Origin of the sequence: Vibrio sp. TRT 17S01, assembly GCF_050113695.1 — a bacterium.
Lineage (GTDB): Bacteria > Pseudomonadota > Gammaproteobacteria > Enterobacterales > Vibrionaceae > Vibrio.
In genome coordinates, this window is record NZ_JBNJOG010000007.1 from 88489 (window position 1) to 101831 (window position 13343).

General features: G+C 40.3%; 13 protein-coding genes. 11 read left to right on the top strand and 2 right to left on the bottom strand.

Annotated features, from left to right (window positions below; translation table 11 throughout):
* The first annotated feature begins 39 nt into the window (after positions 1–39).
* From ACQEXS_RS12695 to ACQEXS_RS12735, 9 genes are all read left to right on the top strand, one after another.
* On the top strand, positions 40–513 hold the full coding sequence (locus ACQEXS_RS12695; protein ID WP_427014067.1) for a hypothetical protein: 474 nt from the start codon (positions 40–42) through the stop codon (positions 511–513).
* An 82-nt stretch (positions 514–595) separates the two neighbouring features.
* Positions 596–1405 carry a bifunctional DNA-formamidopyrimidine glycosylase/DNA-(apurinic or apyrimidinic site) lyase gene (gene mutM / locus ACQEXS_RS12700; protein WP_427014068.1) on the top strand — a complete coding sequence of 270 codons (810 nt, stop codon included), beginning with the start codon at positions 596–598 and terminating at the stop codon, positions 1403–1405.
* Positions 1406–1536: 131 nt separating this feature from the next.
* Entirely contained in the window at positions 1537–2295 is a 759-nt protein-coding gene (locus ACQEXS_RS12705) for a glycosyltransferase family 25 protein (protein WP_427014069.1), read from the top strand.
* Positions 2276–3487, top strand: coding sequence for an O-antigen ligase family protein (locus tag ACQEXS_RS12710; protein WP_427014070.1), 1212 nt, complete (start codon positions 2276–2278; stop codon positions 3485–3487). Before ACQEXS_RS12705 ends, ACQEXS_RS12710 begins: the two co-directional genes overlap by 20 nt.
* Positions 3484–4413 carry a glycosyl transferase family 90 gene (locus ACQEXS_RS12715; RefSeq protein WP_427014071.1) on the top strand — a complete coding sequence of 310 codons (930 nt, stop codon included), beginning with the start codon at positions 3484–3486 and terminating at the stop codon, positions 4411–4413. The genes ACQEXS_RS12710 and ACQEXS_RS12715 overlap by 4 nt, the downstream gene beginning before the upstream one ends.
* A complete protein-coding gene (gene waaF, locus ACQEXS_RS12720) occupies positions 4413–5462 on the top strand; it encodes a lipopolysaccharide heptosyltransferase II (protein ID WP_427014072.1) in 1050 nt (349 codons plus the stop codon). Before ACQEXS_RS12715 ends, waaF begins: the two co-directional genes overlap by 1 nt.
* Positions 5463–5465: 3 nt before the next feature.
* Positions 5466–6764, top strand: coding sequence for a lipid IV(A) 3-deoxy-D-manno-octulosonic acid transferase (gene waaA / locus ACQEXS_RS12725; protein WP_427014073.1), 1299 nt, complete (start codon positions 5466–5468; stop codon positions 6762–6764).
* Positions 6761–7501 carry a glycosyltransferase family 25 protein gene (locus ACQEXS_RS12730; RefSeq protein ID WP_427014074.1) on the top strand — a complete coding sequence of 247 codons (741 nt, stop codon included), beginning with the start codon at positions 6761–6763 and terminating at the stop codon, positions 7499–7501. Before waaA ends, ACQEXS_RS12730 begins: the two co-directional genes overlap by 4 nt.
* Before the next feature lie 2 nt (positions 7502–7503).
* Entirely contained in the window at positions 7504–8394 is an 891-nt protein-coding gene (locus tag ACQEXS_RS12735; RefSeq protein WP_427014075.1) for a hypothetical protein, read from the top strand.
* 9 nt (positions 8395–8403) lie between these two features.
* On the opposite strand, the gene ACQEXS_RS12740 is transcribed toward ACQEXS_RS12735, so the two are convergent.
* Positions 8404–10362 (bottom strand): acyltransferase family protein, encoded by a 1959-nt coding sequence (locus ACQEXS_RS12740; RefSeq protein ID WP_427014076.1) that lies wholly within the window; start codon positions 10360–10362, stop codon positions 8404–8406.
* 7 nt (positions 10363–10369) lie between these two features.
* Positions 10370–11083 carry a 3-deoxy-D-manno-octulosonic acid kinase gene (locus ACQEXS_RS12745; protein ID WP_427014077.1) on the bottom strand — a complete coding sequence of 238 codons (714 nt, stop codon included), beginning with the start codon at positions 11081–11083 and terminating at the stop codon, positions 10370–10372.
* Between the two features lie 70 nt (positions 11084–11153).
* Between ACQEXS_RS12745 and ACQEXS_RS12750 the strand changes: the two genes are divergently transcribed.
* Positions 11154–12251 carry a glycosyltransferase family 9 protein gene (locus tag ACQEXS_RS12750; RefSeq protein WP_427014078.1) on the top strand — a complete coding sequence of 366 codons (1098 nt, stop codon included), beginning with the start codon at positions 11154–11156 and terminating at the stop codon, positions 12249–12251.
* Positions 12248–13330, top strand: coding sequence for a glycosyltransferase family 9 protein (locus ACQEXS_RS12755; RefSeq protein WP_427014079.1), 1083 nt, complete (start codon positions 12248–12250; stop codon positions 13328–13330). Before ACQEXS_RS12750 ends, ACQEXS_RS12755 begins: the two co-directional genes overlap by 4 nt.
* Positions 13331–13343: the final 13 nt, after the last annotated feature.

A 13343-nucleotide genomic window follows, 5' to 3' on the forward strand; every position in this document is an offset into this window, starting at 1 on the left:
ATATACTTCAGCGTACTAGCAAAGAAAAGGATCCGTTGTATGCGAGTTAGCCCGGCACGTCGTCGACGTTGGAATAACATACTTATTCTGGCCATTATCGCGTTTATCGCTCTATTAAACTTACCTAGTATTCTAAAAACGTATGTGATCGATCAACAGCCAAGTCCATACCCATACTTACTAAACCCAGAGGCTGAACTTCAGGCGCTTCATCTTGCCAAGTGGTCATTGGAAAAAAACCAAGGTCGCTGGCGAGTAAGTGTTCCAAGTGAAATTGCTCCAGAGGAGTTGGTCGAGCGTTGGCTGGCATTAGTTGGAACAGAAGTTGAGCAAGGTACGGTTGACAGTTTGAAGTCACAATTGATTAACCCTCAAAGTATTGAGGTATGGTATGCCGATCAAGAAGAACCTCAAAGGATCACCTTTTATCAAACTCCTCAATTTTGGCTGTTAAAAAATTGGCAGGATAAATGGATCGCTATCTCTGTTGAGAAAGGATACTTGCAACCTTAAGACAAAGTTATGAAAGGACGGTAGACATTAAGTTGTTCAGTCTTTACCCTAGAGCGTCGCACGAAGAGTTACCGAGTTTCTTATGCCTGAGTTACCAGAAGTTGAAGTTAGTAAAATGGGGATCACCCCTCATTTAGTGGGTCAAACGATCCAGTCTTTGATTTTTCGCACCCCTAAACTCCGTTGGGATATTCCACAGGAATTAAAACAATTAGAAGGTCAGGTTATCCGAAATATTACTCGCCGAGCTAAATATTTACTGATTGAGACCGATATAGGTAGTGCGATTGTTCATTTAGGAATGTCGGGGTCGTTGCGAGTGCTTGATGCAGAAATCTGTGCAGGTAAACATGATCATGTTGATTTGAAGCTAAGTAATGGAAAAGTACTGAGATACAATGATCCCCGCCGATTTGGTGCTTGGTTATGGTGTGCACTGAATGAACAACATCAAGTATTAAGCAACCTTGGCCCTGAACCATTAACAGCGGAATTTCATGCTAGCTATATGCTAGAGAAAGCATCAGGTAAGCGTTCGACGGTTAAGCAGTTTATTATGGATAATAAGTTTGTTGTTGGTGTTGGCAATATCTATGCGTGTGAGTCTTTATTTGCTGCCAAAATCCATCCTAAAAGATCTGCTGGGAGTTTATCTTCCGGAGAATGGCAAGCTTTGGTTACAGAGATTAAGCAAGTGTTGAACACCGCGATTAGCCAAGGTGGCACGACACTAAAAGATTTTGCTCAAGCAGACGGTAAACCTGGATATTTTGCTCAAGAGTTAAATGTGTATGGTAAAGAAGGAGAACCATGTCCTCATTGTGCTAAGAGGCTTGAAGCCATGAAAATAGGGCAACGCAACACGTTTTTTTGTTCAAATTGCCAAAAGTGATAATTTTGTGCCGTTAGTAACATAATAGATGCTTAAACAAATTGCGAAGTAAGATTTCGTGAAACATAAGCCGACAACGGCTATAATTAGTTCTTTTTGTTCAAGCCATATTGTAGTAGGAGACGCCTTAAATGGTGCAACCCATTGAGCATGTTTTTGTGATTCACGTAAGTGAAGGATATGACGACAGACGCAAACATATCGATAAACATTTACCAGAATCTGGCCTTACTAATTTTGAGTATATGCTTGATGGTGATATTAAAGACTTAACTGAAGATGTATTAGGTACCTTATTTAAAGGTAGCGTTCAAAGTCCTGCTGAACAGTCTTGCTTTTACAAACATTATTTAGTTTATAAAGCCATAGTTGAGCAAAAAATTCCTTATGCTTTAATACTTGAAGATGATGCTTATCTGGTCAAAGATTTTAACTTAAAAATGGCTAATATTGTCAATGAATTAGCAGATAAATCTAATTACCTCGTAAATATTGAAAATGCATATTTAAGTGTGCCATATAAATATAGAAAACCTTATCAATATACTTATTTAGCTAACTATACTAAAATGACAGGCGGTTATATTATTGATTATGTTGCAGCAAAAAAAATATATGATCACCTTAATTTAAATCCTATTCATCTTCCAATAGATGTTTATCAAAGTGAAATGAGAGATAAAATAGGATTTAATATCTATTGGTCTCACCCTTCTTTAGTCCAACAAGGGAGTAAAAATGGTACTTTTGCAAGTACGATCAATGTAGAAGGTGATAGATTTGTCGATAAAGTTAAGTACTGGTTTAAGTGTTACCATAAACAGTATGTTTGGAGCCATGTGAATAAGCGTGTTTTAAGAGTTTTTGAAAATGTCAAGCACCATAAATAAAGATAAGTTAATTTCTATTCTTTTTTCTATTCCCATTCTATGGATGGCAACTGGAATGCTATGGGACGGGGATGGAGATATGCGTTTAGTCCCTATAGTGTTATTAGTCGTAATGATATCTTTATTGTTTTTAAAGATTGATAATATTAAGAAAAACTTTAAAAATAATTTTTGGTTAAAATTGATTTTAATTAACTCTAGCTTTGGTGTAATAGCTTATTTATGTTATGGGTTTGATTCTAGAGAGTTAAGGGCAACTTTAGTCGTTTTGTTTCTATTTCTGGCGATGCCAATTGATTTGTTGTCAAAAAAAAATATACGATATTTTATTTTTATATCATCTTTAACTTGTTTTTTATATGGTTTTTATTTCCAAGTTTTAAATCATAGTGCTCGTGGCGTTTGGCCTATTAATGCTATACCTTTTGCTACTATATCAGGCTTAATATCGATAATTTCTTTTGTGTCTTTATTTTCCAAAAATGAAAAGAATAATTATTTCATATCATTAATGTCACTGATATTTTCATTTGGTGGTATCATCTTAAGTCAGTCAAGGGGACCTTTACTTTCAGTAATGATTATTTTTTTTGTTATTACTTTCTTGTTTTTATTTGTTAAAAAGAAAAAGCACACTGTTGTTTTTATTTTTTCTTTTATTTTTATAAGTTTTTGTTTAACGAAAGTTCCATTAATTAGTCAAAGATTAGATAATACGTATGATGAATATAATAAGATAAGAGTTGGTAATCTTAATACATCGATAGGTATGCGATTTCAAATGCAAAATATTGCATTTGAACTTTGGAAGCAAAAACCTATTTTGGGATATGGAAAAAATATAAAGAGAGAATTTGCACGACTTGAAAAGAAAAAAATTATAACACCTAAAGTTTACCGTCTTATATCTATGACTTTCCATAATGGTTACCTAGATAAGTTTGTCCTCTATGGTATTCCTGGTGGTTTGATTTTTCTGACTTTCTTGTTTTATCCCATATACCTTTCTCGGCAATACTCTCTAAAAGAAGGGAGTGCTCTTCTTTGGGCACCTGCTTTATTTATGATACTTTGTAATTTGACTGATGCGCCTTTTATTAATGCACAAGCCGCTATCTACTATATGTTTATCATTGGTGCTGTGAGTATGATGCTGAAAAATGAAAAAGAGCAGAGATTGGAGAATGTATGAAGCTATTTTACTACATCAAACATGCACTATTAAATGTGGCTCCAAGTCTTTTTTATCATCACAGGAAATCACAACTAGAAACTAAGTACCGTGAGATACAGGACTACATTGCTCAACGTACGGATTATTACTGTAATCTTAGCCAACCTTTTAGCCTGCCAGAAGCATCGGTTCAAATCGGTAATTATAAGCGTAAAGGGTACACTTCTTACTATTTCGATCTAAAAGAATTTTTGCATTACTTCCCAAACTCATTTCAACTTGCTTATTACTTTGGCGATGAGACTCATATAGAGTCTGTTCCGACTTTGTTTAAGGCACGCCCTATTGAAGGTGAGAACCAAAACTCGGTTCTTTTTAAACTGGATAAACGTCGCCACTTTCGCTTTGTTGAAGATAAATTGACGTTTGCAGAAAAGAAGAATCTGGCGGTGTTTCGTGGAGCTGTAACACAGCCTCATCGCATTCGCTTTATGGACCAGTTATTCGATCATCCATTGGTCGATGCAGGCCAGTCCAATACCAGCGAGATACATCCTGAATGGCAAAAGCCGTTTATGTCAGTGGAACAGCAACTCAAATACAAATTTTTGGTTTGTTTAGAAGGGAATGATGTAGCGTCAAACCTAAAGTGGGCGATGTCCTCAAACTCGGTTGTAATTACACCAAAAATGAAATTTGAGACATGGTTTATGGAAGGAACCTTAGAAGCTGGTAAGCACTACATTGAAGTCAAAGATGATTTTTCGGACTTTGAAGAGAAAGTGAATTACTATTTGGCACATCCTGACGAAGCTGAGCAAATAGTCCGAAACGCTCATGACTATATTAAACCATTTTTGAACGAAGAGTTGGAACAGCTCATTTGCATTAAAACACTTGAACGCTATTTTGAGCTTTCGGGTCAATATAACAAGACGAAGTGATGAAGATACTGATAATTGGCCCTTCATGGGTTGGTGACATGGTGATGTCACAGGGCCTGTATATCGAGCTAAAAAAATTACACCCTGAAGCTGACATTGATGTTTTAGCTCCGGCGTGGTGTAAGCCTATTCTAGAGCGTATGCCTCAGGTTCGAAAAGCATTAGAAATGCCATTAGGTCATGGTCAGTTTGATCTAAAAACACGTTATCGCTTAGGTAAAACTCTTCGAGAAGAGCAATATGATATTGCTTACACTTTGCCTAATTCTGCAAAGTCTGCGTTGATTCCGTTTTTTGCTAAGGTAGCCAAACGTGTTGGGTGGAAGGGAGAGATGCGTTATGGCCTTCTCAATGACATCCGTACTAACAAAAAATCATTTCAGTTTATGTTGGAGCGATATGTTGCGCTAGCACATCCGAAATCAGCAATGACAGGATCAGGTTGTTTGGGGGAATTGTCCTCATTACCTTACCCTCAACTTACGGTGTTAAGTGAACCTCAAGCCAAAGCGATACACCAATTTGGCTTAAATACCGATAGGCCAATACTTGGACTTTGTCCTGGTGCGGAATTTGGGCCTGCGAAGCGTTGGCCAGATAATCATTTTGCCAGTGTTGCCAGTTCGATGATCGCAAAAGGCTATCAAGTCTGGTTGTTTGGCTCGGTGAAAGATCGTGAAGTCACTGATAAAATCATTCAACAAGTAGAGCAAAATAGCCAACAATTCTGTTTTAACCTAGCGGGTAATACGAGCTTAATCCAAGCGGTGGATTTAATTGGTGCTTGTAAAACCGTTGTCAGCAATGATTCTGGTTTAATGCACGTTGCCGCTGCGGTTGGTTGTAATGTGGTCGCGGTGTATGGTTCGAGTTCACCTAAGTATACGCCACCACTTACTGACAAACTCGCAATATTGAATACCGATATCGATTGTCGGCCATGTTTTGAGCGCACGTGTCCCAAGCAACACATGAAATGTCTTGTTGAATTAGAACCTCAACGAGTTGTTGATGCAATTTCCCAGTTTGATGTCATTTTACAGGAGTAAGTGATGAGCACTATAGTGCGTTATTGCTATACCTTTCTACTCATGCTGATAAGCCCCATCCTGTTATGGGGCTTATACCGTTCTAAACCTAATAAACCTCGCTTTGGCTCCCGTTGGAAAGAACACTTTGGTTTTACCCCCGAATTGGGTGATATCAAAGAAGGGGTGATCTGGGTACATGCGGTTTCGGTTGGTGAAGTGCTGGCAAGTAAGCCGCTTGTGTTGCAGCTCAGAGAGCGTTATCCAACAAAAATCATTCTAATCACTACCACAACAAGTACCGGGGCAGAACAAGCAAGTAAATTAGGTGATGGAGTGATTCATCGCTATATGCCCATCGATTTTTCTTGGTGTGTTCGTCGTTTTTTAAATGTCGTTCAACCAGAAGTATTGTTAATAATAGAAACAGAAATTTGGCCCAACACGATTCATACAGTGACTAAATCTGAGGTTCCGATAGTTTTAGTCAATGGTCGCTTATCCGAGAAGTCGGCTAATAATTACCAAAAACTGCGATTGCTAATCGTCCCAGCATTGCAGCAATTAACGACGCTTTTGACAGTACATGATGATGATAAGCAACGTTTCCTAAAGTTAGGCGCATCAGAGACATCGGTGACGACCACTGGCTCGCTAAAATATGATATTTCAGTAAATAACCGTGTTTTTGAGTCTGGTAAAACATTACGCAATTTTCTTGGGCTTAAGCGCAAAGTCTGGATAGCGGCAAGTACACATCTTGGTGAAGATGAACAGATACTACAAGCTTACAAAATGGCGAAACAATCCATTCCGGAACTCCTGCTTGTTTTGGTTCCTCGTCATCCTGAGCGTTTCGACTCTGTTGCAGAATTGATTGAAAATCAAAACCTTTCAGTTGCGAGAAGAACGTTGATTCAGTATGACGATTTAGCGGAAACTATTGATGTCTACTTAGGTGATACCATGGGTGAAATGATGGTATTACTTGCTGCAAGTGATTTGGTGTTTATGGGCGGAAGCCTGATTGGCCAAAAAGTGGGTGGGCATAATTTTATTGAACCAGCGGTATTATCTAAAGCCTGCATTACTGGTCCGAGTTATTACAATTTTGCCGATTTGGGTGAGCAGTTAATTAATGCTGGAGCACTTGAAGTTGTAGAGGATAGTGTTCAGCTCTCTGAAAAGGTATTAGAGCGTTTTTCATCGCCGAATTCTTTAAAACTGAGTGGTGAAGCTGGGTGTGATATAGTGCTTCGTAATCAAGGAGCGCTCAAGCGCACTCTAGCCGCCATTGATTCTGTTATTGAGAGTAGCCAATGATCAAAACATTCATTATTCATGTCAGCAAAGGATATGAAGAACGTCGTAAGCACATTGATAGTCACTTACCTAAACATGGTATCAGTGATTATGAATATATGCTTCGTGGTGACATCGATGATTTGACGCCTGATATCCGATCTAACTTTTTCTCTAGTTGTTTATCTCTTCCTCAAATGTCTTGTTTGTATAAGCACTACCTTGTCATGAAAAAGGTTGTTGATGAACAAATACCGCAAGTGCTCGTCCTTGAAGATGATGCGTTGTTAGATAAGAACTTCATTAGCATACTAGAACAGTTCCTTACGGAAGCTTTGGGTGAAGCTGGCTACGTGATTAATATTGAGGAGGCGTCAAACCTAGTGCCTCTTAGCGTCCGTAATAAAGACCAGTCTTTATATTTATGTGCGACGAACAAGCTAACGGGAGGTTTAGTTTATGACCTTGAATTTGCTAGAAAGATGGTTAACTACTTAGAAAATACAGTCACAGATGCTCCAATTGATGGGCTTATTGGTAATGTAAGAGAAGAGCTTGAATATAATATCTATTGGACGCACCCGCCAATTGTACGACAAGGAAGTAAGACGGGTATCTTTGAGAGTGAATTGAGTGGTAGAAGCTCTGGTTTATATGCAACGGTTAGAAGTTGGTTCAAAGAAAGCTATCGAACACATATTCGAAGCCATCTAAGTAAAAAGCAAAAAGCTCTATTTGAAAACGTAACGAAGTACTGAATATGACTAGAACAGCGCAGAAATACTTAGCTTTTGTCATTTATGGCAATGATAAGACCTATTATCAGGGAGCTCGCTTCTGCATTTTGTCTTTCTTAGCTAATTGGCAAGGAGACGAGAGCTCTAGACCAGAGGTCGTTGTTCTGGCAGAGGAAACGGAGCATTTTTCGGGATTACCTATTCATCTTTTCCCAATTAATACGGATCAAAAGAGAGAGTGGAGCCTAAATAATACTTATCACTTTAGAATCAAAAACCGAGGCTTAAAGTACATTGGTGAACAGTTAGAATTAGAAGAAGAAGATAAGTTACTTTTCCTAGATACTGATACGTACTTTGAGCAGTCGACGAATATCTACTTTGATTCCATCTCCACAGAGCAGTCACTGATGTTTTTTCCTGAAGTGGCAATTAACTCTTTACCTGAAACTAATGAATACGCCGTTATTCGTAACAAGACCTTTGATCTTGAGGATGGCTCGACTTATAGCGTCAATGACAAGTCGACAATGTGGGCTTCGGCTGTTATCGGTATTACAGGTGCGCAATTGAAGGCATTTGATTATGCTGACCAGCTTATCAAGGTGCTACGTAACGGTGGTTGTAAAGCTCATACATTGGAGCAGTTTGCCCTGTCTGAAGCCTTGAGCCGCGAAGTGACATTAGTACCAAGTAAAGACTGGCTAAAGCATTATTCGACCAGTGGTCGTAAGGAGTGGGGACGAAAAGTGCTTGAAAGTTTCTTTGCTTCGCATGGCAATAGGCCTTTTGAAGAGCAAATCAAATTAGCAAAAGATGTTAGCTTTACTCGCCCGTTTTCAGAGGTGATTCGAGGTCATATATACAAAAAGAAGAAAAAGCTGCGTAAGCTTTTCGGATTGAAAGAAGAATAAAGATGGGGACTATTGTCCCCATACTTTTTTGAATAGTGGGATTAGCTTACTCGCACCATATTCACTTAGGTGGTCATCATCGAAGTATAGTGGTCTACCTTCGTCATCACCATAACAGTATTCTTGGTCGCAGAAAGTATCGGTCGGATCGATAATCGTCACATCGCATCGACTTTCTATATCAGCATAAAAGGCATCTACCTGTTCTGAGCGCGATAGGTAATCAGACACAGGGATCTTAACCCTTAAGTCATCTTTACCTTGTATTGCTCTCTTAAACATAGTTTTTGGAACATCATTGATAAGTTCAGGCGTTGTTTTTAGTATGACAACTGGAGCGTATTGACTGATTTGACATATCGTAGATCCAAACTGTGCTAAAAAATTAGTACGGTAGTTATCGTCTACCACTGATGATCTCTTTTCATCAATAATCAGGTTGGCTTTTTCTCTTTCCCCTTTCCAATCAGCATCGTTTGCTCCCCACAGATATAAAGGAGTTCTATTCACGATAAATACGGGAACGTCTTGATATTGCTCTGAGATCTTTTCAATGCTGCTACGAACAAAGTTCCCGCAGTCTTCAGAGATAGTTCCATCGGATAGAACTCTTTTGACTCCAGAAATAGTAGGGCATGAGCTCATGGTCCAGTCTAATGTGGACTCGTTCTCTGGCGTCGATTTCTCTACACTTCTTACGACAGACTGTGCGTGACTGTCACCTAGAACAATGGCACCCACTTCTCCATCACCATATTTGCACCCAGGGACTTCCCCAAACTCTACATGGCATTGTTTACTTCTTGGGTTTCGATCTTGAATAGCCTCAGCGATGATTAGTTCGTTTTTGCTTAACCTCCAAAGTAAACCGTCACTGTCATAGATTAGCTGTCCAATAATGGTAGTGATTAGTACAATGACTACGGGTGGAAAAGTAAAAAATCCCTTAACTCTAGAATGCTTAACAATAGGCTTGTATTGTTCAATTGTTGAGTAAGACAGCCAGCCTAGAGCGACTGATAGAAGGACACCTAAAGTATTGAGAAGTAGAGTGCTGCTAGTAAACGATTTGACGAAAACATTAATAGGCCAATGCCATAGGTAAATGGAGTACGACCATAACCCTAAGCTGGCTATTACTTTATTATCAAACATTGATTGAAGATTAGGGTTATTCGTGTTGCCGTACAAGACAAGGGCTGTACCTAAAACGGGTAGTAGTGCTCCAAATCCTGGCCAAGGGGTCGTGTGATCAAAGAGAAATAGAGCACTGACTATGGCGATCAATCCAACTATAGATAGACTGAGTTGTACATTGCGAGAAAAAGCCTGAGGAACTTTCTGGGTTGCAATCACACCGCCAATGAGCAATTCCCATGCTCTGGTGTGAAATAGGTAGTAGGCTTGGTCTGGGTTAGTATGAACATAGTATAAACAAAGCAAAAAGCTCGTTATGGTTAAACACCACAATGCGAGGTTTAGGCTCACTTTAGGTAGAGCCTTTTTTATACTTACCAGCAAAACGGGATAAACAAGGTAAAACTGCCATTCAACGGAGAGCGACCAAGTGTGGAGTAGCCACTTACTTTGCGCAGCAACGTCAAAGTAGCCGCTTTCTTTTAAATAGGTGAAGTTCGATACGAAGCCAATGCTTACTAGTATGTGCTTGCCAAGTTTTCTCAGGTCCCACGGTGTCAGGTAAAAAAGGCATACAATAAGTACCGTCAAACACATGACTGCTAAGGCGGGAATAATACGCTTTGCTCTAGCAGCATAGAAGCTAGCAAACGAAAAGTTCCCTTCATCTAACTTGCTTGTGATAATCCGAGTCATTAGGTAGCCGGATATCACAAAGAAGATATCGACACCCACATAGCCGCCGGGTAAGTATGCCGAGAAAAAATGGAAGATCACTACGCTAACAACGGCGATAGCTCTCAGGGCATTAATATCGTAACGAAAAGTCATAATGTGATTAGTTTATTTTTTTGAAGTAGCCTTGTTTTAAGCTAGACCATGCATATTCAGGGAGCTGAATTCTACTCAGCTTTATCTCCTTGTCAAAAGAGCGTTTTAATCTCTCTAAGTTTCCTTCTTGCCATTGTCCATTTGCTTGTTGCATGCACTTGTCAAAATCGATGATCCAGACTTTGTTGTGGTCATCGATCAGAATATTGTGGATATTCAAATCAGTGTGATTGACGTTGATGTTATGCATCTTGCGTATTTCTTGGCCAACGAGGAAAAATTGCTCTTTGGATAGTGAGCCTTGAGAGAGTATTGCGACTAAATCGCGTGCATTGGCAAGCTTTTGCACCAAAATATCAGCTTTGTATGTAGGGCCGTGTTTGATGACTCTGGCTGCAACGGGAGCGGGCACGTTGACGCGATGTTCAACCAGTGTTTTTAATAAGGTTAGCTCTTGGTAAGCTCGGGTATTGTTTAACCCTGTAAACCAATAACTGTCCTCAACCAGTTTGCCAAATAGACCGCCACGGCGATAGTGTCGAAGAGCAAATTCACCTTGTTTCCCCTTAACAAACCAAGTCGTTCCACGACCTTGTGCTGAACCTGTAATGGCATTAATGCTCTGCCAATAGTCAATCGAGAAAGCTTGCTCAACGTCTTCACTCAGTAAAGAAGGATCATACCAATACGTTGTTTGTTGGGTTTGCTTTTGGGTAAACATGAATCACTGTCTTGGTCGGGTTGGTTTATGGCATACTAAGCGCAAAGTATATCAAACCAACAATTGATTAATGAGTTGTCCGCAAAGCTATCAAAAAATTCTGGTTATCGCCACACACTGTATCGGTGACAGCCTGCTTATCACCACTTTTACTCGTAGCTTAAGAAAAGCTTATCCTAGTGCGAAAATTGACGTATTGGTGAATGCACGTGGTGAAATGGTGTTTGGTACCAACCCCGATGTGGATAGCTTGGTTGAGATCTCACCTCGGCCGAAGTTAAAAGATTATCGTCGCATTCTCAAACAGCGTGGACGTTATGATTTAGTGATTAACGAGATGCTCAATGACCGTACGGCGATCTATAGCTTTGTGTTTGGTAAGAAGCGTTTAGGGGCTGTAGACGACAGCTTGAAGGGTGCTTGGTTAAAGAAACTCGTCTTCAACAAATATATTCTTGAGCAAAATCGTTTTGAGCACAAGATGAGCCGTATGGCGCGTATGCTTGATCAGATCAACGTGGAAGTTGTACCTAAGCTCATCTCACCCGAAGAAGAATTACCTGAAATAGTTAACGAGTCTTTGCCGAAAAACTACGTCGTTGTGCATGCGCCATCTTCGAATGAAATTAAACAGTGGCCCGTTGATTACTGGATTGACGTGATCACGGCGATGCTGGAACAAGGCTATAATGTGGTGTTATCAGGTGCGGCTTTGGAGCGCGATCAAGCGATCGTGTCTGAGCTGTTAGATAAGCTCCCACCATCAGAGCACCTATTTAGCGTAATGGGTCAGCTTTCTCTTGCACAGACCTCCACTTTATTGAAACAAAGTGATGGTTTTGTTGGTCCTGATAGTGGGCCAGGTCATATGGCGTCAGGGTACCCAATCCCCATTGTTTCTCTGATCAGTGTTGCACCAGCCAGTATGTGGTCGCCGTGGCCTTATGAGATGCCAGTCGACAGGGTAAACAACCTGTATTCGAATGGAACGCTTAAGCAGAAGCAAGGCAACATTACCTTATTGCAATCGAATCGAGATTGCGTCCCTTGTTATAAGAACAAATGTCAGATCAGTGATGATTTGTATTCTCCTTGTCTTAAAGATATTAAGCCGGCACGTGTGATTGAAGCCATCACAGAAACGATTCCTTTAAAGGTGGTGGAATGAGTACAACAAACATAACGCCGCCTTCGTCTATTTGTGTCTTGCGACTGTCAGCCATTGGCGATGTTTGTCATGCACTGTCTGCCGTGCAGTTGATCCAAAAAACATATCCTCAATGCCGTATTACTTGGGTTATGGGCAAGGTTGAAGCGCAATTGTTAGGCGATCTCCCAGACATTGAGGTCGTTGTTTTTGACAAGAAGCAAGGCTTTAAAGGGATGAAAGCAGTTTGGCAACAGCTTAAAGGAATTAAATTTGATTACTTGCTGCACATGCAAGTGGCGCTACGTGCGAGCCTGCTCTCTTGGGGAATCAAAGCCAAAGTAAAACTGGGCTTTAGTTGGTCACGAGCAAAAGAAGGTCAGTGGTTATTCACCAACAAAAAATTACCCGCAACTGAGGCTGGGCATGTTCTGGATAACTTTGCTGAATTTGCTCGTTATCTTGGTTGTTCAGTCACAAAGCCAAGTTGGTCTATCCCGCTGTCTGATGAAGAAATGGCTTTAGCGAAAAGCCTTTCTCAGCCATATATGGTGATCAGCCCGGCAGCAAGCAAGGATGAACGCAATTGGTTGATTGAGCGATATGCTCAAGTCGCGGATCATGCGCATCAACAAGGTTTAAGTGTTGTATTGTGTGGTGCACCAACTGAACGTGAGCACAAACTTGCAGCGCAGATCGAACAAACGATGTCAGTGCCATGTACCAATTTAGTGGGTAAAACCTCATTGAAGCAGTTGGTTGGGGTATTAAAACATGCAGAAGTGGTACTGGCCCCTGACTCTGGACCGGCTCATATGGCAACAACGCAAGGGACACCTGTGATTGGCTTGTATGCCCACAGTAACCCGCGGCGAACAGGGCCATATAATAGCCAGCAACTGGTGGCTTCGGTTTATGATCAAATAGCGCAAGAGCAGTATGGTAAGCCTGTTTCTGAACTTGCGTGGGGAAGTCGAGTTAAAGGGCAAGATTTGATGGCTAGAATTCAAGTTGAAGATGTGATTGCTCAATTAGACCACCTTTTATCATCAAAAATGAGTCGTGAATCTTTAGAAGACGAGTCGCTACAAGCTGAATAATTGATAAGGAATC

Excerpts from the sequence above, each read along its gene's own strand:
- ACQEXS_RS12755 (WP_427014079.1), top strand. The coding sequence starts at position 12,248 with ATGAGTACAACAAACATAACGCCGCCTTCGTCTATTTGTGTCTTGCGA.
- ACQEXS_RS12705 (WP_427014069.1), top strand. The coding sequence starts at position 1,537 with ATGGTGCAACCCATTGAGCATGTTTTTGTGATTCACGTAAGTGAAGGA.
- ACQEXS_RS12735 (WP_427014075.1), top strand. The coding sequence starts at position 7,504 with ATGACTAGAACAGCGCAGAAATACTTAGCTTTTGTCATTTATGGCAAT.
- waaA (WP_427014073.1), top strand. The coding sequence starts at position 5,466 with ATGAGCACTATAGTGCGTTATTGCTATACCTTTCTACTCATGCTGATA.
- ACQEXS_RS12715 (WP_427014071.1), top strand. The coding sequence starts at position 3,484 with ATGAAGCTATTTTACTACATCAAACATGCACTATTAAATGTGGCTCCA.
- ACQEXS_RS12740 (WP_427014076.1), bottom strand. The coding sequence starts at position 10,362 with ATGACTTTTCGTTACGATATTAATGCCCTGAGAGCTATCGCCGTTGTT.
- ACQEXS_RS12750 (WP_427014078.1), top strand. The coding sequence starts at position 11,154 with ATGAGTTGTCCGCAAAGCTATCAAAAAATTCTGGTTATCGCCACACAC.
- ACQEXS_RS12745 (WP_427014077.1), bottom strand. The coding sequence starts at position 11,083 with ATGTTTACCCAAAAGCAAACCCAACAAACAACGTATTGGTATGATCCT.
- ACQEXS_RS12710 (WP_427014070.1), top strand. The coding sequence starts at position 2,276 with ATGTCAAGCACCATAAATAAAGATAAGTTAATTTCTATTCTTTTTTCT.
- ACQEXS_RS12695 (WP_427014067.1), top strand. The coding sequence starts at position 40 with ATGCGAGTTAGCCCGGCACGTCGTCGACGTTGGAATAACATACTTATT.
- mutM (WP_427014068.1), top strand. The coding sequence starts at position 596 with ATGCCTGAGTTACCAGAAGTTGAAGTTAGTAAAATGGGGATCACCCCT.
- ACQEXS_RS12730 (WP_427014074.1), top strand. The coding sequence starts at position 6,761 with ATGATCAAAACATTCATTATTCATGTCAGCAAAGGATATGAAGAACGT.
- waaF (WP_427014072.1), top strand. The coding sequence starts at position 4,413 with ATGAAGATACTGATAATTGGCCCTTCATGGGTTGGTGACATGGTGATG.